This is a genomic window from Donghicola sp. XS_ASV15, assembly GCF_041224595.1.
In the GTDB taxonomy this organism is placed as follows: Bacteria; Pseudomonadota; Alphaproteobacteria; order Rhodobacterales; family Rhodobacteraceae; genus Donghicola.
In genome coordinates this window covers 70,329-93,434 of record NZ_JBGFGN010000132.1, presented here as the reverse complement: position 1 = coordinate 93,434, position 23,106 = coordinate 70,329, and the positions used below count along the sequence as shown (strand labels likewise).

Here is a 23,106-nt window from a genome sequence, read left to right as displayed (position 1 = left end):
CCACCCGATCTGCCCGTTGCAAGCCCGCACCCTCTGGGTGATCCATGAAACGCGCCCCTCGCAGCCTTCAACACCATGTTTTATATAGGAAATATAATGGTCAGGACAGCGAAATCAGCGCCTTACTTGGGAAATGTGGGTCGAAGGGATGGAAGAAATTCACCTTTTGGGCTGAGAAAACTATTTCCTTTGAATTTTGGTGTGTTAGCTGGAATTCAGCGTTTTAGCTGCTTAGTAATGTGGTAAGTAAGTAACCACTAATTGAGTAATTTGGAATATTGCTATCATGCAGAAAGGCGGACCCGAAGATCCGCCTTTCCGATTCCTATCCAAAGTGACAGCGCTGTGATCAATCCGCGCGGTCGTCCTTGAACGTCCGATGCCCCGAGATCATGGTCGAGACCATGGACTGGCGGCTCATGATGTCTTCGCGGATCGCCACGTAGATGTGGATGATCACAAAGATCACGATGAACCACATGCCGATGTGGTGCAGGCTGTGCAGGATCTGGGTGTTCCCAACCAGCGCGATCAGCCAGCCCATGACCAGATCGGGCAGACTGCCCTGACCTGCGCCCTCAGCATAAAGCGCCCAACCGGTCGCCAACATGAAGACAGTTCCCAGCGTGATGAAGAAGAACATGGCGACCTGCGCCAGCGGGTTGTGACCCACATACTTCTTGGGCTCTTTTTCCATGAACAGGTACCAGCGGATCTCGAACATGATTTCCGCCCACCAGTGCTTGTTCCAGAATGGGACATAGAACAGCTGTTTTGCGTGGTGGTTGCCCGTGATCGCCACGTAGATGCGGGCAAAGAAGCCCACAGTCATCAGCTGACCCGCCGCAAAGTGTGCAAAGCGGATGTAACCCATGACGAACTGATGTGTCGCCTCGGCAAAGGTCATGGTCGGCAGCGGGCTGGCAATGAACCAGCCGGTGATGCACAGAACCACGATGCACAGGGCATTGCCCCAATGCCACAGGCGGACGGGCCATTCGTAGACAAAGACAGAGGTCCGACGACGGATACTATCGATGTCCTCGGCCGTGGCGTCGCCGGTCAGCTGAGCTGTCGGCAACGGGTTCACGTCCATATTCGGTCGGTGAATTGTATCCTCGGGCATGGCTCACTCCTTCCGGCGTGCGGTGCGCAGGGCGTACAGGACACCCGCCACAGCAATGAGACCAAGGCCGTGCATGGGCGACAGGATCCAGTGCGATGCGCCCGAAAGGGCGGCATCGTGACCGGTATGTGCCTGAGCAGCGGTTGCGCCGAACAGAAGAGCAAGTGTGAAATATTTCATGGTTTGATCCTCTGATTAGCGCACTTTGACAGTGGTCAGTTCGTCACCATCGGGCGACATCACGTGGGTCGAGCAAGCAAGGCAAGGGTCGAAGCTGTGCAGGGTGCGCAGGATTTCGACGGGCTCGTCGGGACGCTCCATCGGGGTGTTCATCAGCGACGCTTCGAACGCACCGATGTTGCCTTTGCTGTCGCGGGGCGAGCCGTTCCAAGTGGTCGGAACAACGCACTGGTAGTTCTCGATCCGGCCGTTCTCGATCTTGACCCAGTGACCCAAAGCACCGCGCGGCGCTTCGGTCATGCCAACACCCTTTGCCTCTTTGGGCCAGGTCTTGGGATCCCACTTCTCGACGTTTGCCGTGCTCTCGTCACCGTTCTTGATGTTCTGGACCAGCTTGTCGAAGAAGTGCTTCTGCAGGCGGCCACAGTACTCGGATTCCAGCGCGCGCGCCGCAGTCCGACCAAGGGTCGAGAACAGAGCGTCCACGGGCAGATCCATGGTGCGCAGCAGGCCGTCGACCTGGTTTTTGATGTCCTCGTGACCTTTGGCGTAGCCGACGATGTAGCGGGCCAGCGGGCCAACTTCCATCGCGTTGCCGCGCCAACGGGGGGCCTTGATCCAGCTGTACTTGCCAGCTTCGTCCAGCTCTTTGATGTTGGTCTTGGTGCCTTTGGCATTCGGACCCAGCTCGAACTTGGGCTCGGTGCGGCCATCCCACGGGTGCAGACCCATGCCGGGCTCGCCATAGTCGTACCAGCTGTGATCCACGAACTCCTGAACCTGCTCGGGGTCACGCACGTCAACATCATGCACCTCTTCGAGGTTGCCGTTGATGATCGCACCACGGGGCAGATGCAATTGCTCGGGTGAGAAGTCGTTGGGGTTCTCGGGGATGTCACCGTAGGCAAGGCAAGCCTTGGACGACAGACCGCCACCATAGAGCCAGCTCTTGTAGAAGCCGCCAATGGCGATAACGTCGGGCAGGTAAACGTTGCGGTTGAACTCGTTACACTTGTCGATGATCGACGAAACGAGGTTCAGGCGCTCCATGTTGATCGCGCCGACAGCACCGGTGCTGTGGACGTTGATCGGGCAGGGAACGCCGCCAACCAGCCAGTTCGGGTGAGGGTTCTTGCCGCCAAAGATGGTGTGAACCTTGACGATCTCTTTCTGTAGGTCGAGCGCTTCGAGATAGTGCGTGGTCGCCATCAGGTCTGCCTCGGGGGGCAGTTTATAGGCGGGGTTGTCCCAGTAGCCGTTCTTGAACAGCCCCAGCTGGCCCGATTCAACGAACTTCTTCAGGCGGTTTTGCACGTCGCGGAAATACCCGGGCGAGGACAGCGGGTGGCTGGGGCTGACAGCCTGCTGCAGCTCGCTGGTCGCTTTGGGGTCGGCGCGCAGTGCATTCACGGGGTTCACCCAGTCCAGCGCGTGCAGGTGGTAGAAGTGCACGACGTGGTCGTGAATCTCCAGGTTCAGCTGCATGATGTTGCGGATCGAGTTCGCGTTGTCGGGGATGGTGATCCCGAGTGCATCCTCAACCGCACGCACCGAGGTCAGCGCGTGGGTGCCGGTGCATACGCCGCAGATACGCTCGGTAAAGGCCCAAGCATCACGGGGGTCACGACCCTTGAGGATCACTTCCAGACCGCGCCACATGGTGCCGGTGCTGACTGCGTTGCGGATCACGCCGTTTTCGTCGACGTTCACTTCGCAGCGCATGTGACCTTCGATACGGGTTACGGGATCCACTACGATGCGGCGTCCGGTGTTGTCGAGGTCAAAGCCGTTCGGAGTTGCTACCATGGCTTACGCCTCCTCTTTGTCTTGAGTTTTCTTTTGGGCCGCCTTTAGCGCGCTGACGGCGGCGTGTGCGGCGACACCTGCGCCGACGACACCGGCAGCGGTTAGGCCGACCTTGTCTGCGTTCGCTTCGACGCCGAACTGGGTCAGATCGGTGACGCGGTCATAGAAGCTGCCCTGATCCCAGAAGCCATCTTCCGAACAACCGATACAGCCGTGGCCCGACTGGATCGGGAAGCTGACGCCTTCGTTCCAGCGGATGGTGGAACATGCGTTGTAGGTGGTCGGGCCTTTGCAGCCCATCTTGTACAGGCAGTAGCCCTTGCGCGCGTGCTCGTCGTCCCAGGTTTCGACGAACTGGCCAGCGTCAAAGTGCGGACGGCGGTAGCATTTGTCGTGGATACGCTGGCTGTAGAACATCGCGGGGCGGCCCTGACGATCCAACTCGGGCAGACGGTCAAAGGTCAGCATATAGGTGATCACACCGGTCATGACCTCGGCGATGGGCGGGCAGCCCGGAACCTTGATGATCGGCTTGTCGGTGATGACCTTGTGAACCGGAGTCGCTTGGGTCGGGTTCGGCTTTGCCGCCTGCACACAGCCATAGGACGCACAGGCGCCCCAGCTGATGATCGCCTTCGCGTCTTTGGCAGCATAGCGCAGCTTTTCGACAAAGGGCTTGCCGCCCGTAATGCAGAACATGCCATCTTCGTTCAAGGGCGGGTTGCCCTCAACGGCGAGGATGTAGTTGCCCTTGTACTTCTGGATGGTGTCTTCCAGCGCAGCTTCCGCCGCGTGACCGGCAGCGGCCATCAGCGTGTCGTCGTAGTCGAGGCTGATCATCGACAGAACCACATCCTTGGCCAGCGGGTGCGCGGCGCGGATGAAGGATTCCGAACAACAGGTACACTCCAGACCGTGAACCCAGATTACCGGCGTGCGCGGCTTGGTTTCCATGGCGTGGGCGATTTTGGGTACAAAGCTTGGACTGAGGCCCAGGGCCGCCGCGGTCAAGGAGCAATACTTCATAAAACTCCGCCGCGTGATCCCTTGACGCCGCATAACGTCGTAGAAGGTTTCGATCTGGCTCAAAACTGGTCCTCCCCTAACTGGATCGATTCCGTCGGGATGCAATTGCATACATTCCGTTAGTTTGAATGTCGGGCAGATGACGATTTCGATCAAAGCGAATGGGTGCACCGGTGACACACATTTAAAACGCAGTCAGATCAGGGGCTTGCTGCAACTATTGGGCTTGGTGCTGCGGGTGCATTCGGATGGAATGCTGCCAGCTTTCCACCCTGTTGGTCAGATGCTTTCCGCTTGGGGAATCTCGCGGGCGGCTGCAACCAGTGCTTGCCCCAAGGCCAGCCCACCATCGTTGGCGGGAGTCTTGGTGTGAATCAGGTAGGGGGTGTCGCCGAGCGCCTGAATGGTCAGATCAAGCAGCAGCGCGTTTTGGAAGCATCCCCCAGACAGCGCGATGGCTTTCGCCTGCCCTTGGTCCACCAGTTCTTTGGCGGCAGAGGCAAAGGTCTGCGCCAAGCCCGCGTGGAAGCGCCACGCAATTGTTCGGGTGCTGGTATGGGAGTTCAGGTCCGCGCGGATGGCTTTGAACATCTGGGTCACGTCGAAACCGTCCGGTGTGTGAACCATCTGATAGGCGTCCCGCTGTTCCTCTATGGGGGTTTTCAGAGCCAAAGCCTCTAGGGTCATCGCAGCTTCACCCTCGTAGCTTTGCCCCATTGCGCAGATGTTTAGGCAGGCGGCTACGGCATCAAACAGCCGTCCCGCACTGGTCGACATCGGCGCATTCAAGCCGCGCGACGCGGCCATCCGAAGCATGTCTCTCGGTGCATCAGGAAAGAGGTCATCCGCCCAATCAGACAGTCCCGACTGATCCAGCCGCGCCAACGCATTCCGCCAAGGCTCCGCCTGCGCCCGATCGCCGCCAAGCAAAGGGGCAGGTGACAAATGCGCGACCCGCTCGAACCCAAGGTAATCCCCAAGCAAGATTTCTCCGCCCCAAACGGTCCCATCCGGTCCGAGCCCCAATCCGTCCAGAACGATCCCCGCGACCTTGCCGCCGTCCAACGGCCACAGATTCTCGCCCATACACGCTGCCAAGTGGGCATGATGGTGTTGAACCTCCTGCAGAGACAGCCCCTCTGCCTCTGCCCGAGCAGCCCCGTGGCGTGATGCGCGGAAATCAGGATGCAAGTCCACCGCCACGACCTTTGGCTTGTGGTCAAACAGCGCCGTATAATCGCGGTCGGCCTTCTGGAATGCCTCCCATGTCAGAGCCTCATCCAGTTCCCCTAGATGGTGCCCCAACAGGGCCTGCCCGTTCTTGATCAGGCAAAGCGCAGATTTCATCTGCCCGCCATAGGCTACGGTTTGAGGTGCGCTCTCAAACCCCTCTGGCAGAGGCAAAGTCCCCGGTACACGCCCCCGCGCCCGCCGCAAAACCATGGGGCCGTGCGGGGTGATCCGCTCGACACTGTCATCCAGCCGCCGCGCGATATCGCGATCATGCATCAGGTACGCATCGGCAAAGGGTGCCAGTTTCTCTCGCGCCTCACCGTTCCCGATGACCTGCGGCTCGCCCGACAGGTTCCCGCTGGTCATGACCAGAGGCCCGCCAAAGGCCTTGATCAGCAAGTGATGCAGAGGGGTGTATGGCAGCATCCAGCCGTATGTGTTTTGGTTCGGGGCGACGCCGTCGGGCAGGGTGCCGTTGCTGGACAGCAGCACGATCGGCGCGGCTGGATCTGACAAGAGGGCTACCTCTGCCTCTGTCGGGGATGCATGCTGGCGGATCATCGCGAGCGTCCCCATCAGAGCAAAGGGTTTCGCGGGCCGGTGCTTGCGCCGACGTAGGTTTGCGATGGCACCTGCGTTCCGTGCATCGCAAGCCAGATGGAAGCCGCCAAGCCCCTTGATGGCCAAAATCTCTCCATGCCGCAGGCGCGCGGCGGCCTCGGCTATTGGGTCCTCGTGAGCGGGTTCGATCCACAGGCGCGGTCCGCAAACGGGGCAGGCGATGGGCTGCGCGTGAAACCGTCTGTCCGCAGGGTCGGCGTATTCCGATGCACAATCCGGGCACATCGGGAACTCTGCCATGGTGGTCTGCGCGCGGTCATAGGGTAGCGCTTGCAGGATCGTGTAGCGAGGTCCGCAATGGGTGCAGTTCGCAAAAACATAACCATAGCGGCGGTCTCTTGGGTCCTGAATCTCCGCGAGACATGCGTCGCAGGTCGCAGCGTCGGGCGTGACACGGGTCTCGGCCCCGGTGCCGCTGGAGGCTATGATGCGGAAATCTGCGGGCAATTTGCCGGTGATCTCTGACACTTCAATAGCATCAATGCGGGACAAAGGCGGCGCTCTCCTACGGATCAGATCGGGCAAGGAAGCCACGGGTCCATAAGCTTCGATCAGCACGCCTTCGGGATCGTTCAGCACATGGCCCGTGACGCCCAAATCCTGCGCCAGGGTCCAGACAAAGGGCCGAAAGCCGACCCCTTGGACCTGACCACGCACCCTGATGCGCAGGCCGTTCATCAATGGACCGTGCAGACCATGCAGGGGTCAAAACTGCGGACGATGTGTTGGACCGACAGCGGCGTGCCCTCGCCCTCGGCGACAGGTGCGCCCACCAAAGCGGCCTCGACCGGACCGGCGGTGCCTGCGCTGTCACGGGGACTGAAATTCCAAGTCGTCGGCGCGATGATCTGGTAGTTATTGATCGCGCCATCCTCGACGTTAATCCAATGCCCCAATGCCCCCCGCGCGGCCTCGACGACACCGACGCCGGTGCCGTCTGCAGGTAGCGCGACCTGATCCATGAACCGCTCTTCGGGTTGGATGCTGCGCAGCAAGCGCTCCATCTCGATCTGTGTCAGCGCCAGTTCCAGCAGGCGCCCGACGACCCGCGCCCGTACACCACCCTCTGCCGTCAGCGCCCTTGCCAAGGGGTGCCCTACGATGATCTGCCGCGCCAGTGCGCCGGTTTCAAAAGTCCGACCGGCGAGGCGCGGCGCCTTGCACCAACTGTAGGCCTCTTCGCGCATCATCTCGTCTGGGATCGTTTCACCCTGCGTCGGATGCGCTGGATCGCCAAGCATCCACGCGTGGCTGATGTCCTCTTGGATTGCGCTGAAGTCCACGGGCGCTTCGGTGCCGTTGTCCCACGTGCCTGCATCGAACACGCGGCCATCGGGCAGGGGGTATGCGCCAAAGGACATGTAGCGCCCCGACCCCTGACCCATCTTTGCCGTGCCGGACGCGTCTGCCACGCGCAGGAACAGGGCGGCGTCTCCACCGCTCCACGCTTCCAGCGCCTCAATGCTGTCCAAGGCAGCGAAATCCTCTAGCTTCCCGCCAAAGGTCTCGGCCTCCAGATACCGCCGGAACGCCTGCAGCGTCGCGCTGATACGGATCAGGTCCCGTGCGGTGGGCGTGCGGGTGACCCCACCTGGCTGGATCGCCAGAGTATGCGGCCACTTTCCGCCAAGCATTCCAACTACGTGCAGCAGGTCTGCGCGGGCCTCGATCGCGCGGCGCAGGGCACTGCCTTGGCCCGCCGTGAATCTCTCCAATACCTGCCCGTGCCAGTCTGCACCGGAATATCCGACGCGGGCGTAATCCGGCATGAAGAACAGGTTGAAGTGCGCCATGTGATCCGAGACATTTTCGATCATATGAAGGAGCGCTGCGACCTTCGCCCCCTCGGGCGCGGGTTGCACACCAGCCAGATCAGCCAGCGCTGCCGCAGCCACCATAGACTGGCTGATCGAACAAATCCCGCAGATGCGCGGTGTGATTGTCAGCGCATCCAAGGGGCCTTTGCCGACCATCATCCGTTCGAACCCACGAAACAGGGGCGAATTGGCATAGGCTGCCGACACCTGACCATCCTGCACCTCGAGCCGGATTTCCAAATCCCCTTCGACACGATTAAAGGGGCCAACAAGCAAGGTCGTCATGGTTTGGGCTTTCGCAAGGTGGGCGGCACTGTCACGCGGTCGGACACTGCATTTTCGGCCAGTCGTTTCGGGGTCGCGGCCTTGGACAGGCTGGCAAGGGCCATGAACCATGCCTTGGGCATGTCGGTGGGCAGACCCACGGGAATGCCCGCGAATTTCGGGGTTTCGGTAAAGCCGTGGCCCGGTTCCTCGAACTCGGGCGCGGTGCAGTTGATGCAGGGGTAGCCCGCCCGCGTACAACTGTTCGCGCCGTTCCAGCCACGGGTGTTGCAGTCACCGACCGCTTGGGTGCCGACGCAGCCCAGATGCTCCATCATGCAGCCCATTTCACAAAGGTGTTCGGCGCTGGCTTTGTATTCGTAGAATTCGTTCTTGGTGCAGGCGTGGTGGACCAAAGTGTCAGCGTAAAAGCGAGGACGGGCGAGGCCATCGAGCGCGTTTTCGGTCAGCGCGTCTGCCTTGATCAGCATCAGGGTTTCGGTGACCCAGTCAGGGTGGGTCGGGCAGCCCGCTACGTTCACGACCGGTAGGCCAGACTTGCTGCGCCACGTCGCTGGAAAGATACCGCCCGCGTGCCCACCATCGTACTGCAAGCCCACTGCGTCGGTTAGGTTTTCGCCCGCCGAGCTCATCCCGCCATAGGCCGCGCAAGTGCCCACGGCGACCACGTGGCTGGCGATGCCAGCCAGATCGCGGACCCACTCCATCATCGGGCGGCCCGTGCCCGCAAGCATATGGTAGCGGCCTGTGCCGTTGGGGCCGCGCAGGATGGAGCCTTCGACGCACAGGATGTCCAGCTGCGGCTCCCCCGCCAGAATCGCGTCCAGCATCCGGCGCACCTCGGCGCCTGTGGCCTCGGACAAGGACGGGTGCCACAGCAGATTCAGCCCCGCCCCTTCGAGCAGGTCCAGCACATTGGGGTCCTCGGCGCAAAGCAGCGACATGGTGCAGCCGCCGCAGCCCGCAGATTGAAGCCATAAGATATTCATGTCTGATCTCCGCGTTGCAGGGTCAGCCGGAAACACGTGCCACTGTCGGTCGGGATCAACTCTAGCGCGCCGCCGTGTTCATCCGCGATCTTGTGACTGATCGACAGCCCGAGGCCGGTGCCTTGGCCGACCTCTTTGGTCGTAAAGAAGGGGTCGAAAATCTTGGCCTTGGCGCTGTCGGGAATGCCGGGGCCGTTGTCAGTCACCTCGATAATCGCGTGGGTGTCCTCGTAGCGGGTGGCGATGTCCAGCGTGGCATCATCTTGGCCTGACATGGCGTCGACGGCGTTCTGGATCAAGTTCATCAAGACCTGTTGGATGTGGCCGCCGCGGGCGTGGGCGATACAAGGCGCTGCGCCGCTCAGGGTGATTTTGACTTGGCTCTTGCTGCCACGCTCGACCCAGTCGGCGGCGATACGGGCGGTCTGGACCAGATCAGTCGGGCGCAATTCACCCGACCCTTCGGCGGAGAGGCGGCGCAGGTCTTCGACGATGTTCTTGACCCGCTCGGCCCCGTCGCGCGCCCCGTTGATGGCGGTGCGCAGGTTGCGCAGGTCGCGGTCCAGTTTCAAGTCGGCACGCAGGGTCACCAATTCATCCCGAGAGGCGCCGGATTGCACGCGGTCAAAATAGGTCTCAAACCGGTTAATATATTTCTCCAGCGCGTGGGTGTTGGCGTAGACAAAGCTGATTGGGTTGTTCAACTCGTGCGCTACGCCGGCCAAGAGGCGACCAAGGGACGCCAGCTTTTCATTACGAACTAGCTGGGTCTGGGCTTGCTTCAGCTCTTCGTGGCTGGTCTCCAGCTCGGAATAGGCGCGGCGGAGTTCGCCCAAGGGGCGGCCTGTTAGAATTACACCCGCCCGTTTCCGGCCAGCCCGCAGGCGAGGCGAAACGCGGAATTCCACAGGCTCCGGCCCGATGGTGGTGGACAGTTCGGCTTCGGCGGTTTTCTCGACCCGCTGCGCCATGGTGCGAGAGATCGCTGTCATCAGGTCGGCGCTGCTGGTGCCGGACAAAAAGCCCGCAATTGGCTGGCCGATCAGCTTTTCCACGGGCAGGCCCACGGCCTTGCAGAACGACCGGCTGGCATCCGCGATGCAATCGGCGGTGTCGGTCACCACCAGATAATCGCTGATGGAATGCATGATTGACGACAGAAACGTCCGCAGTGCCTCCAACTCGGCATTCCGCGTTTCCAGCTGTTCCTGATAGTCGACCAGTTCCGCATAGGTCCGGTCCACGGCCTGCATCACGTCTACCCACGCCGCGTCACCGATATCGGCGCGCAAGGTGTCTGGCGATGGGAACTGGTCCGGAGACATGGCTGACCTTTGTGAAACGAACAGACCCCGCGGGGGATGCCGCAGGGTCCAACAGATTGAAACCAAAGGTCAAGGGCCAGCGGCTTGCCACCGCTGGTAGATCGCTTGTCACTCGCCGCGGGGGAAGCGCTTGTTTTCCTCTAGGACGTTCAGGTCCATGTGGTTGCGCATGTAGCGTTCAGAGGCCTTTTGCAGGGGCTGGTAGTCCCAAGGGTAGTAGTCGCCATTGCGCAGAGCCTCATAAACGACCCAGCGGCGGGCCTGGCTGAAACGCACATCTGCATCAAAGCGGTCCAGATCCCAGCGGCGGTCGGCTTCGGCTTGGAATTCAGCCAGAACTTCCGCGTACTCGGGATCGCCAGCGACATTGGTCAGCTCGTGCGGGTCCTTTTCCAAATCGAACAGTTGCTCGGGGTCCAGAGTGCAGCGCGTGAACTTGTATTTTCCCTGACGCAGGCAGACCATCGGGGCATATGAAGCCTCTGCCGCGTACTCCATCGCGACAGGGGTTTCGCGGGTTTGGCCCTGACCATAGGGCACCAGCGACTCGCCGGTGGTCCACGGCATGACCTCTTCCATGCTGACGCCAGCCAGATCACAAACGGTCGGGCAGATGTCGATGTTCGAGGCCGGCTCGGTGACGAGGCTAGGTTCCATCTGCGGGGCGGCGATCATGATCGGCACGCGGGACGATCCCTCGTAGAAGGACATTTTGAACCAGAGGCCGCGCTCGCCAAGCATATCGCCGTGGTCTGACACGAACAGGATGATGGTGTTCTCGGTCTGGCGGGTGCCGTCCAATGCCTCGAGAATCCCGCCGATCTTGTCGTCCAGATACGAGATGTTTGCGAAGTAAGCTCGGCGCGATCGCTTGATGTCGTCTTCGTTGATGTCAAAGCCGCGCCAGTCATTCGCGTCGAATATGCGCTTGGAATGGTTGTCCTGCTCTTCGTAGGGGATTGCGCTGACTTCGGGCAGCAGGTGCTCGCAATCCTCGTACAGATCCCAGTATTTCTTGCGGGCGACATAGGGGTCGTGCGGGTGGGTGAAGCTGACGGTCAGACACCAAGGGCGGTCATCCAGACCGCGGCCCAGATCATAGATCTTGCGGGTCGCGTTGTAGGCGACCTCGTCATCATACTCCATCTGGTTGCTGATCTCAGCCACGCCCGCGCCGGTGACGCTGCCCATATTGTGGTACCACCAGTCGATCCGCTCGCCGGGTTTGCGGTAGTCCGGAGTCCAGCCGAAATCGGCGGGGTAGATGTCGGTAGTCAGGCGTTCTTCTAGGCCGTGCATCTGGTCAGGGCCGACAAAGTGCATTTTACCCGAAAGACATGTCTGATACCCCGCACGGCGCAAATGGTGCGCGTATGTCGGGATTGACGATGTGAACTCGGCTGCGTTGTCGTAGACACCCGTATCACTGGGCAACTGCCCGGACATAAAGGAGGCGCGGCCAGGTGCGCACAACGGAGAGGCCGTATAAGAATTCCGGAAACGCGTGGACCGCGCGGCCAGCTTTTTCAGGTTGGGCGCGTGCAGAAAGTCTGCCGGTCCATCCGGAAAGAGCGTGCCATTGAGCTGGTCTACCATCAAAATCAGGATGTTCGGCCGTTTCGTTTCGGTCATCTCTTGGTGTCCTCCTCGTGTTGCAAGTGCGATCTTGCAAAATGGGAATGCACTCCAAACCCCTCGCAAACCGCATAAAAACTGGTCCAATGCGCCACAAAACCCTGTCAATTCGGGTTTTTCGTTGACTCTCTCACCGAGACCAGATTTTTATTGACCAGTCAATCAACAAAACCACACTCAAACAAATCAGGGAAAAATCCAGATGAAATTCAAGGCAACCATCTCTGCTCTGGCCGTCATCGCAGCCTCGCCCGCTTTTGCGGATTGCTCGGAAGTGACCTTCTCGGACGTGGGTTGGACAGACATCACCACCACCACCGCCACCGCGACTCATATCCTCGAAGGTCTGGGCTACGACGTAGACACCAAGGTTCTGTCGGTTCCCGTGACCTTTGCTTCGCTCGAAAGCGACGACGTTGACGTGTTCCTCGGCAACTGGATCCCCGCGCAATCCGGCGCCATCCAGCCCTATCTGGACAAAGGTGAGATCGAGCAGCTCGTCGTGAACCTCGAAGGGACTAAGTACACTCTGGCCGTCCCCGCCTACACTTGGGAGCGTGGCCTGCAGTCCTATGGTGACATCGCGAAATTCGAAGAGTCGCTGGACGGCAAAATCTATGGCATCGAGCCCGGAAACGAAGGCAACGACTACCTGATCGGCCTGACCGAGAATGACACCCACGGTCTGGGTGAGTTCGAAGTCGTCGAAAGCTCGGAGCAGGGCATGCTGGCGATGGTCGAGCGTAACTACAAAGACGACGAAGACGTTGTCTTCTTGGGCTGGGAACCCCACCCCATGAACGCAAACTTTGAACTGAAGTACCTGCCCGGCGGCGAAGACTTCTTTGGCGGTGAAGGTGTGGTCTACACCACCACGCGTACCGGCTATGCAGACGAGTGCCCGAACGTTGGCCAGCTGCTCAAGAACATGAAGTTCAGCCTTGCCATGGAAAACGAAGTCATGGGCAAAATCCTGAACGACGGCGAAGAAGCAGATGATGCAACCGAAACCTGGCTGAAGGCAAACTTCGCAGAAATCGAACCTTGGTTCGAAGGCGTGACCACCATCGACGGTGGCGACGCAGTGGCTGCTGTCAAAGCGCACCTCGGCCTCTAATCACCGACCTATCGGGGCCCGGATCAATGCCGGGCTCCTTTCTTAAGGTTGTCCCTCCGAACAGAGAACGAGTGATAGATGCTAGATTGGTTAACCGATAACAAAATTCCGGTAGGCGAAGGCGCCGAGGTCGTGTTCGACTTCCTGCGCGACAACGCCGAATTCTTTTTCGAAGGCCTGTCCGATGCGATGGACTGGCTGATCAATGCCATCCTTTGGCTGCTTCAGACCCCGCATCCGCTGGTGGTGATTGCGGCTTTTGTCGCACTGACATGGGTCCTGCAGCGCAACTGGAAAATCTGTGCGTTTGTCTTCGCTGGCTTCCTGTTCATCCTGAATCAGGACTATTGGGAGGAAACCACCGAAAGCATCACGCTGGTGATGTCCGCCTGTGTGGTCTGTATGGCCGTCGGCGTGCCCATCGGGATTTTCGCCGCCCACAAGCCCAAGGTTTACACATATTTGCGTCCGGTGCTCGACCTGATGCAGACCCTTCCGACATTTGTTTACCTGATCCCCGCGATCGTCTTTTTCGGCATCGGCATGGTGCCGGGCCTGATTGCGACCGTGATCTTCGTGCTGCCTGCGCCGATCCGACTGACCTATCTGGGTGTCTCCTCGACCCCGCAGCAGCTGCTTGAAGCGGCGCGCGCGTTCGGTGCAACGCCCAATCAGGTCCTGTACAAGGTCGAACTTCCCTATGCCCTTCCGCAGATCATGGCGGGCCTGAACCAGACCATCATGCTGTCGCTGTCGATGGTTGTGGTCGCTGCGCTGGTTGGCGCGGATGGCCTTGGCGTGCCCGTGGTGCGCGCACTGAATCAGGTGAACACCAAGCTTGGCTTTGAGTCTGGCTTTGTCATCGTGGTTGTCGCCATCATGCTGGATCGGATGCTGAGCAAAGGGGAAAAGAAATGAGTATGGCTGTTAAATTCGACAACGTCTCCATCGTCTTTGGCGACAAACCCCAAAGCGCGCTGCCCCTGATGGACAAGGGCGCCGACCGCGGCACCGTCCAACAGGAATGCGGTCAGGTCTTGGGCGTCCACAATTGTTCGCTCGAGGTTGGGACCGGTGAAATTCTGGTGCTTATGGGGCTGTCCGGTTCGGGCAAATCGACCCTGCTGCGTGCTGTGAATGCCCTGAACCCTGTCGTGCGCGGCTCGGTCCTGGTCAATGACGGCAACCAGATGGTCGACATCACCCATGCGGACAAAACCAACCTGCGCCGGATGCGTCTGAGCCAGATCGCCATGGTCTTTCAGCAGTTCGGTCTGCTGCCCTGGCGGACTGTGCGCGAGAACGTGCAACTGGGTCTGGAACTTGGCGGCATGGACAAGGCCGAGCGCGACTCCAAGGTGGAAACTCAACTCGACCTCGTGGGTCTGTCCCAATGGGCCGACCGCAAGGTGGGCGAGCTCTCGGGCGGCATGCAACAGCGTGTGGGTCTGGCCCGCGCGTTCGTGACCGACGCGCCGATCCTGCTCATGGACGAACCCTTCAGTGCGCTTGATCCGCTGATCCGCGCCAAATTGCAGGACGAATTGCTGGAGCTGCAGCAGAAGCTGAACCGCACCATCATCTTCGTGAGCCACGATCTGGATGAGGCGTTCAAGATCGGCAACCGGATCGCGATTATGGAAGGTGGGCGGATCGTCCAGTGCGGCACACCGCAGGAAATCTTCTCGAAACCTGCAGATGACTATGTGACCGAGTTTGTGGCGCACATGAACCCGCTGGGTGTTTTGCGCGCGGGCGATATCATGTCGCCGGAGACCTCTCTGGCGACCGATCAGGTGGATGCAGGGATGCCGGTGGGCGACGTGATGCAGCGCATCATGGGCACCGAAACTCCGCTGGCTGTGATCAAGGACGGCCAGATCATCGGTCAGATCACCAAGGACGACATCCTGCGCAATCTGGTGGACCCGCGCAGCGCGGCCTAACCGATTTTCAAGATGTGACCGCCCGCGGCCTCTGCATCGGCAGGGTCGTGGGTCACCATCACCACAGGCAAATTCAAAGTGCGGGCGCGGGTAAACACCAGCGCCCGTATTTGTTCGCGCAGGGCCGGATCCAGACCACTGAACGCCTCGTCCAATAGAAGCGCCTCTGGCGCACTCAGCAGCATCCGCATCAGGGCGACCCGTGCCTTTTGTCCGCCGGACAAGGTCGCCGGATCGCGGTCAAAAAAGCCCTCTAGTCCCACATCCGTCAGCGCGGTTTTGATTTTCGCGCGGCGCTCAGTACGGGTGCCGCCTTTGGCCAATCCGAAGGCCATATTTTGACCGACGCTCAAATGGGGAAATAGCAGGTCGTCCTGAAACAGAATGCCGACGCGCCGCGCTTCGGTCGGGAGGTTGGTGATGTCGCGACCGTTCAGAATCACGCGTCCTTGGAGCTGAAACGCAGGGGCCAGCGTGCCCGTCAGTGCAGCCAGCAGCGTAGATTTGCCCGCACCAGAGGGACCCATAACAGACAGCACCGCGCCCGAAGGCACATTAGTGTCGATCGCCAGCAACTCAGTCTCGCCGCGGGTAATGCGCAGGGATTTCAGGGTCAGTCCGGTGGTCATCGGGTCTCCGGTATCAAGGCACGGCGGTTGCGGTGGACCAGTCTGGGCAGTCCTAGCGCGATTGCAAAGGGGATGAGCGCGGCGAGAGTTTGAGCCACGGCGTAAACCCCGATGGCACGGCGGTTCCCACCGGAACTCAGCGCGACGGCTTCGGTCGTGATCGTAGCCACGCGCCCCCCGCCAGCGAGAAGGGTGGGCAGGTATTGCCCGACGGAAACCGCGCACCCGACTGCTGCGGCCGTCAGAAGGGGAGCCAGCAACATCGGCAAACGCACACGAAACAGAACGCCATCGGGGCTGGACCCAAGCGCACTGGCCACGGTGCCATATCGACGATCCCATGCACGCCAAGGATCGGACAACGACAAGAAGACATAGGGCAGCACAAAGACCAGATGGGACAGAACCACCACCCAGCGCCCCGAGGTCAGCCCCGATTGCAGAAGCAAGACCTGCAGTCCGGGCAAGAACGCGATTTGCGGGATTAGTAGCGGCAGGTACAGCAGGGCCATCGCGCGCCCTGTGGGGCGCAGGTTGTGACGAGTCTCGGCCTCTAGGCTGCCAATGCACAGGATCAGGGCGATGCTCGTGCTGGCCAGCGCAATCAGTGCCGTTTCCATCAGCGGATCGGTCAGTTGCGGTGCGAAGCGCTGCCAACTGCGCAGGGTCATCTGGTCCGGCAGCACATCAGGATAGCGCCACTGACCGGCAAAGGACCAAATCACGAGTCCAGCTAATCCCAGTAGCACCCCAAGGGACGACAGCCCCCCGAGAACACGGGCCAGCGGGCGCAATTGATCCAGCCCTGAACTCCGACTGCCACCTGTGATCCATGCTTTGCCCAAGGTGGCGACAGCTTGCTCAGCCGCCCACCAAAGGGCCATGACGCCCACAACAAGCGCCAGTTGGACCAAGGCCCCAGCCGCCCCTTGCAGGCGGTAGGCCAGATCAGGATCGGACATCCACCGCAGGATTTGAACGGATAGTGTGCTTGGCCGTGTCGGTCCTAGGATCAGCGCCACATCAACCGCCGTCATCGAGTAGGCCAGCACCACATACACAGGCAGCCGAATTTGCGCATAAATCGCAGGAAAGACCGTTTTGAGCCAAGCGCCAGAGGCACTGTGCCCCAGCGCCCGTGCAATCAGGATCGACTGGTCGGCCCGCGTTTGCCCCAGTGCCGCAAGGCTCATGAGCAATAGAAAGGGCGCTTCTTTGATGGCAAGACCAAGGGTCAGGGTCAGACCCCATGGATCATTCAGGATGAGTAGGTCGGGCGGTTGGTCCCATCCGGTAGCCCAAGGGCTAAAGAGCCTTGCCACCCAGCCCGATGGCGCAATCAGAAATGCCAAACCAAAGGCTGCGGCGGCATGGGGTACCGACAGCAACGGCGAGAGTAGCCTTCGAAGCCAATCAAGTGCCGCTGTGCCATGCAGTTGGGACAGGATGAGAACGACCAAGAACAGCGCGAGCAGAGTTGCAGAAACGCCTGTGGTCACGCTCAGCAGCGCGGAGGGCCCAAGGCCGGGCCAAGCGAGCAGGGCATCAATCGCCTCAGTAGGGTCGGCACCGGTGATTTGGACCAGACCCAAGAGGGGGGCAATCACCCCCCATAGCCCCGCCCCGACCGGCAGCACCAAGGCGGCCAGCGTCAGGCGGGGAACCCATGTCAGGCTTGGCGTCACTGGACCCCGTAGAGGGCGGTCCACTCGGTCTCGAGCATCTCCATCCAGCTGGGGTGGGGTTCAGGTAGGGCCGTGCCCAGTTCAGCCGGCGTCAGGGTCGCAATGCCCAGATCAATCGCATCAAAGGCCGCTTTCTGGTCGTCTGACAGTTTGTCCATGTCCAGAACCGTGCCGTAGCCCAGGTTCAACGGGTCCAAACCATGGGCTTGCGCTTCGGGCGACAGAATGAAGTTGGCGACAACCATCGCCCCTGCAGCCGCATTCGCGTTGAAGGGAATGGCCAGATAGCTGGCGTTGCCCAATGTGCCCTTGTCCAGAACAAACGTCCGTACGGTGTCGGGCAGTTCGAAGTTCGAAATCGCGGTAGACGCTTCGCCCGGGCTGAAGCTGATCGCTAGATCAATCTCGTCGTCATTGAGCAGTTGGATCTGCTGAGGGCCGCTTTGCGGGTACGCCTCGCCCTCGCGCCATAGGTTCGGAGTCAGTTCTTCGAGGAAATCCCAAACGGGGGCCGACACCTTGGCAAAGGTCTCGGGGGTTGCGGGTTCCATCAGCGGGGCCGGGTCCTCGACCAGATCCAGCAGCGCTTGCTTCAGGAAGGTCGCGCCTAGGAAATCGGGGGGCTGGGGGTAGGTGAAGCGACCGGGATGGGCCTGTGCCCACTCCAGAATGGCGTCCATCGATGGCAGCGGCGCGTCAATGTCTGCCGTGTCATACATAAAGACCACCTGAGCCATGGCCCATGGGCTCTCATAACCTTCGGTCGGGATGGTGAAGTCGGTCTGGACAGTCTTGCCCTCGGTATCCACGTACTGCCAATTTGGCAGGTCTTCGGCAAAGGGGCCAAAGAGCAGGTCCTGACGTTTCATCGAGGCGAAGTTTTCACCGTTAATCCAGATGATATCAATCGCGCCGCCTTCGTTCGTGCCAGCCTGCTGTTCGGCCAGAACACGGGCCACGGCATCAGCAGTGTCGGTGAGTTTCACGTGCTTGAGAGTAACGCCATGCTCTTCGGCTACGCGGTCCCCGACCCATGCGATAAAGTCGTTGGTGGTTGTCGAGCCGCCCCATGCATTCCAGTACACGGTTTGCCCGCGCGCCTCTTCGAGGACGGCATCCCAATCATTGGGATCGGGTTGGGCAAAGGCCGTTGTGGCCAGCAGGGATGCGGCACAGGCCGCAGTCAGGCGTTTCATCAAATCTTTTCCTCCTCTTGGACGGGGGACCCGAACACTTGGCGGGCCAATAGAATGCGCGACACAGCGGTGAAAAAGCACAGTGCGCCAAAGACATAGGACGCGGGGGCAAACAACACAGGCCACAGGCAAATCAGGATAAAGAAGCCGATGGTTTCGGCGCCTTCTAGGATGCCGCCGGTGAAATACAGAGATTTGGAGCCACGGGCGGACGTGTGCATCCGGTGCTTTTCGGCAAGGATGGCATAGCCCAGAAAACTTGCCCCATTGAAGTAGAAGCTGGTCAGCAAGAAGGCCCCAGCCAGCGCGTTCGAAGTGGGGTCTAGGATAACGAACCCCAGAGGAATTGCGCCGTAGAATAGAAAGTCACAGGTGATATCCAGATAGCCGCCAAAGTCGGTCTTCCGCGTTGCGCGCGCGATGGCACCATCCAGTCCGTCGGCCAATCGGCTGGCCAGCATCAGTGCCAGTCCCCAGCCCAAATGGCCCAAGGCGATGACTCCAGCTGCCGAAAGTCCGAGGGCCAACCCCACCAGCGTGATCGAATCTGCGCTACAGCCAAAACGCGCTAACTTGGCACCCAATCGGTTGAGGGCGGGATCAATAAAGGGGCGAAGAGCGGCGTCAAACATGCAGCCGACTGTGCTGTGACGCTCTGGCGATGTCACCCGTTTTGTTGCATTTTTTCAAACGACCGACAGGAACGTGATTGCGGGCTTGAGAGCTTTGCCCGTGAAATTTTTGTTGAAATGGTTAATCGATAGGGAACCTTTCACGTGCACGGGGCTTTTGTTCTCAAGCATAGCCTTGTTCGGCCCGCTTCGTCGTGCGCATCCCTCTGCTGCATGTGGGCCGGAAAACCTGAAAAATATGATCGAGAAGACCTTCCCATTATGATTCGCTCCCTTTCGACCCTGTCAAAGCTGATGCTGGCCTGTGTGATGGCGCTGATGCTGATGTGGTCCGGTGCTTTGCTGGCTCAAGACAGCAGCACTGCGACTTCGGCCGAGACCACCTCTTCACAGAGTTTGGATAGCCAATCCTCCGAAACCGATAAACTCATTGATGTCCTGCAAGACGACGCAACGCGCGAAAAGCTGATTGAGGCGTTGCGTGACATTGATGGTTCTGGCGCTTCGTCCGGCTCGGATGCATCAAGCGAGGAGGCCGACGAAACCGTGGTGGAGAAGGCGGCTGAAGAGGTCGCCGCCGTCGCCGAGGAAAATGTCTCTTTTGGTCGGCAAATCGCGACCTTTACCAAGTCCTTAGCCGAGGACCTGACTGCCGAGAGCGCTCAGATTTGGCGTCAGATCACCTTCTCTTTCTCGACGCTTTCGGCGCTTGGTGCTGGGGACGCATCTGATCTGCTTGTGACATTCAAGGATTTGGGGCTGGTCATCGTCTCGACCATCGCCGTGTTCCTGCTGCTGCGCAACTTTGCGACCAATTACTACCAGCGCCTGGGAGCCAAAGCGTCTGACAGCCTTTTCCTACGCTCGGTTGGTCTGTTCTTTCTGTCCGGTGCGATTGACGTTCTGATCGTCCTGATTTCGTGGCTTACGGGCTATGCGCTGGCGCTAATGGTCTTTGGCGAATTCGGCGAGATCGGTATCCGCCAGACCCTGTACCTGAACGCTTTCCTCGTGGTTGAACTGATCAAAGTGGTTGTGCGTCTGGTCTTCTCGCCTGCAACATCGAGCCTGCGGATGTTTCGGCTGACAGATGAAACCGCTCGTTACGTGTCGCGCCGCCTGAACCTGCTGATTGGTCTCTTGGGATATGGTCAGCTGCTGGTCGTGCCCGTCGTCAACAACGATCTGTCCTACATGACCGGCCGCGCCGTGACCTTGTTGTTGGCGCTTCTGGTGCTGGGGATCATTGTCGCGACGGTTCTGCGCAACCGGGGTAATGTTGCCAGCTACCTTTTGGGTGAAGACGAAGACAGCGCCCCCAAAGGCGCAGCCGGTGTTCTAGCGCGCAGCTGGCACTGGCCCGTGCTGCTGTATCTGGCGGGTGTGTTCCTCATCGTAATGACCCGCTCGACCACTGTTGTGTTCCAGACCTTTGTGAACACCGCTCAGGTCGCGCTTGTGGTGCTACTTGGCATGATGGCCTCTGGCTGGTTGACGCATTTTGTAAGGAATGGCGTACATCTGCCGGATGCTTGGAAACAGCGCCTGCCGCTGCTGGAAACCCGTTTGAACAGCTTTGTCCCCAAAGTTATGGCGGGCTTGCGCGTCGTAATCTTCTTGTTCGTCGTGATCTTTGCCCTGAACGCACTGGGGGTGTTTGACCTTGGGGCGGCACTGGCGTCGAACTTTGGGGCGAACCTTTCGGCCAAGACCATCAGTGTTCTGCTGATCCTTGCGGTGTCCTGCCTGATCTGGCTGTCGCTGACGTCGTGGGTCGATTACCGCCTGAACCCAGACTGGGGCAAAGCGCCGACCTCTCGCGAAACCACGCTGCTCAGCTTGCTGCGCAATGCGGCGACGATTGCGCTGATCATCATCACGCTGATGTTCGTGCTCTCGCAAATTGGTCTGGATATCGCGCCGCTGCTGGCTTCGGCTGGTGTGCTGGGTCTGGCGATTGGTTTTGGTGCGCAGAAGATGGTGCAGGACATCATCACCGGCATCTTTATCCAGTTCGAGGGCGTGATTAACGTCGGCGACGTGATCACCCTGAACGGCACCACCGGCGTGGTCGAAAAGCTGACCATCCGATCGGTATCCCTGCGGGATTATCAGGGCATCTACCACATGATTCCGTTCAGCAGTGTCGACATGGTGTCCAACTACATGATGGAATACGGCTACTTTGTTGCCGACATGGGCGTGGCCTATCGCGAGAGTGTGCCCGAGGTGAAAGAAGCCATGTTTGATGCCTTTAATGAGCTTAAAGAAGGTGAGAACGGCTTCAAGATCACTGGTGACTTCGAATGGTTCGGTCTGAACAGCTTTGGCGACAGTGCCATTGTTTTGCGCGGCCGTATTAAAACCCGTCCCGGTGATCAGTGGGGTATTGGCCGTGCCTACAACGAGATCATCAAGCGCATCTTCGATGAGCGCGGTATCGAGATCCCGTTCCCCTACCAGACCCTTACTTGGGCCGAGAACAAGGACGGCTCGTCCGTTCCGATGCGGGTCAAGAAAGAGAACCAAGAGATCGTCGAAGGCGAAGCCGACGAGGTCTCGGATCCTGCGGACGCCCGCAACAAGCCCAAGGAATTGGACTTGCCCGACCACACCGACAACGATGTGGGTGATGATGGCGAAGACGGCGGGCGGTAATCCGCTGTCGTAGGACCAATTGACGATGGCCCGCACGGTTTCAGACCTTGCGGGCCATTTGTTGTTGCAGGACACTGCCCACCGCAAGCCCAGCCGTCTGAGGAGAATGGCGGGGCGGCAGCATAGGGGAGGTGCCAGTGTCCGAACTTCGTGACCACGCAGACCATGTTTTATCCGTTGTCGAGTCCGGCTCGGCAGCGGCACGCTCCCGTTTGGCTGCATCTTGGCGACGATCTCTGGTGCGCCATGGTGTCGATCCCGCTGCAGACAAAGGGCCGGAACGATTGTCGGCGACAGAGCTTGATCATCTGCTTCAGTCGAATGACGGGTTCGTCCGAAGTGCGACACCGCGCGTGGACAGCCTTTATGCGTTGGTTCAGCAATCCGGTTTTGCTGTTCTGTTGACGGATGCGCAGGGTGTTGTCTTGCAGCATCGCGTCAGCGACGGGGATGCGGATGTGTTCGCCAAGTGGGGTCTCTGGTCCGGTGTGAACTGGAGCGAAGAAGCCGAAGGCACTAACGGGATTGGTACCTGTCTGGAAGAGCGCTGCCGCGTGACCATCCACCGAGAAGACCACTTTATGGCGCGCAACACTGGTCTAAGCTGCATGGACGCACCGATCTTCGGCCCCGAAGGCCAACTCCTCGGAGCTTTGGATGTCTCGTCTGCTCGAAGTGACCAGACCCAAGGGTTCAATCAGTTGATCTCGGCGATGGTTGAGCAAACCGCCAGCCAGATCGAGGTCGATTACTTCCGCGCGACCTATCAAAAGGCCCGGATCATCTATGTGGGGGACGCGGGCAAAGAGGGCGCCTTGCTGGCAGTTGATGGCGATGATCTGGTTGTGGGGGCGACGCGTCTGGCCCGTGCGGCGCTGGGTCTGCCGAGCGAAGGCTCTCTGCGTCCGATTCCAGCGGTCGACGTGCTGGGACGCCCAAAAGAATCACCCAAAGGTTTCGAAGGCGCAGAGCGCGCTGCGGTCGTTCGTGCCCTATCACGGGCCGAAGGGAACGTTTCAGCGGCGGCGAAGGCCCTCGGAATTGGTCGGGCGACCCTATACCGCCGCATGAAGCGCCTTGGAATCTCGGAAAAGACTCACTGACTGTCTCATTCCTGAGACACCGTCGCCAACAATGAGACTTTGGTGGGGCTGCGCAAAACCCCCTTGTTAGGCGAGGCTGTTGCCAATCCCGGCTGGA

18 protein-coding genes are annotated in these 23,106 nt (G+C 59.9%); 5 read left to right on the top strand and 13 right to left on the bottom strand.

What is annotated here, in order from left to right; all coding sequences use genetic code 11:
• Positions 1-349 precede the first annotated feature (349 nt).
• The 9 genes from cybH to betC form a co-directional block, all read right to left on the bottom strand.
• Positions 350-1,126, bottom strand: a complete 777-nt coding sequence (cybH, locus tag AB9K37_RS10680) for a Ni/Fe-hydrogenase, b-type cytochrome subunit (RefSeq protein ID WP_369838261.1) — start codon at positions 1,124-1,126, stop codon at positions 350-352.
• Between the two features lie 3 nt (positions 1,127-1,129).
• Positions 1,130-1,306 (bottom strand): DUF6732 family protein, encoded by a 177-nt coding sequence (locus AB9K37_RS10675; protein WP_369838258.1) that lies wholly within the window; start codon positions 1,304-1,306, stop codon positions 1,130-1,132.
• A gap of 15 nt (positions 1,307-1,321) precedes the next feature.
• The gene (locus tag AB9K37_RS10670; RefSeq protein WP_303958914.1) at positions 1,322-3,112 is read right to left on the bottom strand and encodes a nickel-dependent hydrogenase large subunit; all 1,791 of its coding nucleotides are present in this window, start codon (positions 3,110-3,112) and stop codon (positions 1,322-1,324) included.
• A 3-nt stretch (positions 3,113-3,115) separates the two neighbouring features.
• On the bottom strand, positions 3,116-4,201 hold the full coding sequence (locus AB9K37_RS10665; RefSeq protein ID WP_369838255.1) for a hydrogenase small subunit: 1,086 nt from the start codon (positions 4,199-4,201) through the stop codon (positions 3,116-3,118).
• A 216-nt stretch (positions 4,202-4,417) separates the two neighbouring features.
• A complete protein-coding gene (gene hypF, locus AB9K37_RS10660) occupies positions 4,418-6,670 on the bottom strand; it encodes a carbamoyltransferase HypF (protein WP_369838253.1) in 2,253 nt (750 codons plus the stop codon).
• Positions 6,670-8,094, bottom strand: a complete 1,425-nt coding sequence (locus tag AB9K37_RS10655; RefSeq protein WP_369838250.1) for a nickel-dependent hydrogenase large subunit — start codon at positions 8,092-8,094, stop codon at positions 6,670-6,672. Before AB9K37_RS10655 ends, hypF begins: the two co-directional genes overlap by 1 nt.
• Positions 8,091-9,083 (bottom strand): HupU protein, encoded by a 993-nt coding sequence (locus tag AB9K37_RS10650; RefSeq protein WP_369838247.1) that lies wholly within the window; start codon positions 9,081-9,083, stop codon positions 8,091-8,093. The genes AB9K37_RS10655 and AB9K37_RS10650 overlap by 4 nt, the downstream gene beginning before the upstream one ends.
• Positions 9,080-10,408: a sensor histidine kinase gene (locus tag AB9K37_RS10645; protein WP_369838244.1), complete on the bottom strand. Its 1,329-nt coding sequence runs from the start codon at positions 10,406-10,408 to the stop codon at positions 9,080-9,082. Before AB9K37_RS10645 ends, AB9K37_RS10650 begins: the two co-directional genes overlap by 4 nt.
• A 108-nt stretch (positions 10,409-10,516) precedes the next feature.
• The gene (gene betC, locus AB9K37_RS10640; protein ID WP_369838241.1) at positions 10,517-12,040 is read right to left on the bottom strand and encodes a choline-sulfatase; all 1,524 of its coding nucleotides are present in this window, start codon (positions 12,038-12,040) and stop codon (positions 10,517-10,519) included.
• Positions 12,041-12,245: 205 nt separating this feature from the next.
• Between betC and choX the strand changes: the two genes are divergently transcribed.
• The 3 genes from choX to choV all read left to right on the top strand — a co-directional run bounded on the left by choX (position 12,246) and on the right by choV (position 15,106).
• Positions 12,246-13,160: a choline ABC transporter substrate-binding protein gene (choX, locus tag AB9K37_RS10635; RefSeq protein WP_369838238.1), complete on the top strand. Its 915-nt coding sequence runs from the start codon at positions 12,246-12,248 to the stop codon at positions 13,158-13,160.
• A gap of 78 nt (positions 13,161-13,238) precedes the next feature.
• A complete protein-coding gene (gene choW, locus AB9K37_RS10630; RefSeq protein ID WP_369838235.1) occupies positions 13,239-14,078 on the top strand; it encodes a choline ABC transporter permease subunit in 840 nt (279 codons plus the stop codon).
• The gene (gene choV / locus AB9K37_RS10625; RefSeq protein WP_369838233.1) at positions 14,075-15,106 is read left to right on the top strand and encodes a choline ABC transporter ATP-binding protein; all 1,032 of its coding nucleotides are present in this window, start codon (positions 14,075-14,077) and stop codon (positions 15,104-15,106) included. The genes choW and choV overlap by 4 nt, the downstream gene beginning before the upstream one ends.
• Here the strand turns inward: choV and AB9K37_RS10620 are convergent.
• Genes AB9K37_RS10620 through AB9K37_RS10605 form a run of 4 tightly spaced genes read right to left on the bottom strand, consistent with a single transcriptional unit; the run spans position 15,103 to position 19,248 of the window.
• Entirely contained in the window at positions 15,103-15,735 is a 633-nt protein-coding gene (locus AB9K37_RS10620) for an ATP-binding cassette domain-containing protein (protein ID WP_369838230.1), read from the bottom strand. The two genes, choV and AB9K37_RS10620, sit on opposite strands and share 4 nt — an antisense overlap.
• Positions 15,732-17,444 (bottom strand): ABC transporter permease, encoded by a 1,713-nt coding sequence (locus tag AB9K37_RS10615; protein ID WP_369838227.1) that lies wholly within the window; start codon positions 17,442-17,444, stop codon positions 15,732-15,734. Before AB9K37_RS10615 ends, AB9K37_RS10620 begins: the two co-directional genes overlap by 4 nt.
• The gene (locus AB9K37_RS10610; protein ID WP_369838225.1) at positions 17,417-18,616 is read right to left on the bottom strand and encodes an ABC transporter substrate-binding protein; all 1,200 of its coding nucleotides are present in this window, start codon (positions 18,614-18,616) and stop codon (positions 17,417-17,419) included. Before AB9K37_RS10610 ends, AB9K37_RS10615 begins: the two co-directional genes overlap by 28 nt.
• Entirely contained in the window at positions 18,616-19,248 is a 633-nt protein-coding gene (locus tag AB9K37_RS10605; protein ID WP_369838223.1) for a CDP-alcohol phosphatidyltransferase family protein, read from the bottom strand. The genes AB9K37_RS10610 and AB9K37_RS10605 overlap by 1 nt, the downstream gene beginning before the upstream one ends.
• Before the next feature lie 261 nt (positions 19,249-19,509).
• Between AB9K37_RS10605 and AB9K37_RS10600 the strand changes: the two genes are divergently transcribed.
• Both AB9K37_RS10600 and AB9K37_RS10595 read left to right on the top strand, forming a co-directional pair.
• Entirely contained in the window at positions 19,510-21,906 is a 2,397-nt protein-coding gene (locus tag AB9K37_RS10600; RefSeq protein WP_369838220.1) for a mechanosensitive ion channel domain-containing protein, read from the top strand.
• A gap of 137 nt (positions 21,907-22,043) precedes the next feature.
• Entirely contained in the window at positions 22,044-23,009 is a 966-nt protein-coding gene (locus AB9K37_RS10595; RefSeq protein ID WP_369838217.1) for a helix-turn-helix domain-containing protein, read from the top strand.
• Positions 23,010-23,106: the final 97 nt, after the last annotated feature.

Excerpts from the sequence above, each read along its gene's own strand:
- AB9K37_RS10610 (WP_369838225.1), bottom strand. The coding sequence starts at position 18,616 with ATGAAACGCCTGACTGCGGCCTGTGCCGCATCCCTGCTGGCCACAACG.
- AB9K37_RS10670 (WP_303958914.1), bottom strand. The coding sequence starts at position 3,112 with ATGGTAGCAACTCCGAACGGCTTTGACCTCGACAACACCGGACGCCGC.
- AB9K37_RS10620 (WP_369838230.1), bottom strand. The coding sequence starts at position 15,735 with ATGACCACCGGACTGACCCTGAAATCCCTGCGCATTACCCGCGGCGAG.
- hypF (WP_369838253.1), bottom strand. The coding sequence starts at position 6,670 with ATGAACGGCCTGCGCATCAGGGTGCGTGGTCAGGTCCAAGGGGTCGGC.
- cybH (WP_369838261.1), bottom strand. The coding sequence starts at position 1,126 with ATGCCCGAGGATACAATTCACCGACCGAATATGGACGTGAACCCGTTG.
- AB9K37_RS10675 (WP_369838258.1), bottom strand. The coding sequence starts at position 1,306 with ATGAAATATTTCACACTTGCTCTTCTGTTCGGCGCAACCGCTGCTCAG.
- AB9K37_RS10655 (WP_369838250.1), bottom strand. The coding sequence starts at position 8,094 with ATGACGACCTTGCTTGTTGGCCCCTTTAATCGTGTCGAAGGGGATTTG.
- choW (WP_369838235.1), top strand. The coding sequence starts at position 13,239 with ATGCTAGATTGGTTAACCGATAACAAAATTCCGGTAGGCGAAGGCGCC.
- AB9K37_RS10605 (WP_369838223.1), bottom strand. The coding sequence starts at position 19,248 with ATGTTTGACGCCGCTCTTCGCCCCTTTATTGATCCCGCCCTCAACCGA.
- AB9K37_RS10650 (WP_369838247.1), bottom strand. The coding sequence starts at position 9,083 with ATGAATATCTTATGGCTTCAATCTGCGGGCTGCGGCGGCTGCACCATG.
- AB9K37_RS10600 (WP_369838220.1), top strand. The coding sequence starts at position 19,510 with ATGATTCGCTCCCTTTCGACCCTGTCAAAGCTGATGCTGGCCTGTGTG.
- choX (WP_369838238.1), top strand. The coding sequence starts at position 12,246 with ATGAAATTCAAGGCAACCATCTCTGCTCTGGCCGTCATCGCAGCCTCG.
- choV (WP_369838233.1), top strand. The coding sequence starts at position 14,075 with ATGAGTATGGCTGTTAAATTCGACAACGTCTCCATCGTCTTTGGCGAC.
- betC (WP_369838241.1), bottom strand. The coding sequence starts at position 12,040 with ATGACCGAAACGAAACGGCCGAACATCCTGATTTTGATGGTAGACCAG.
- AB9K37_RS10645 (WP_369838244.1), bottom strand. The coding sequence starts at position 10,408 with ATGTCTCCGGACCAGTTCCCATCGCCAGACACCTTGCGCGCCGATATC.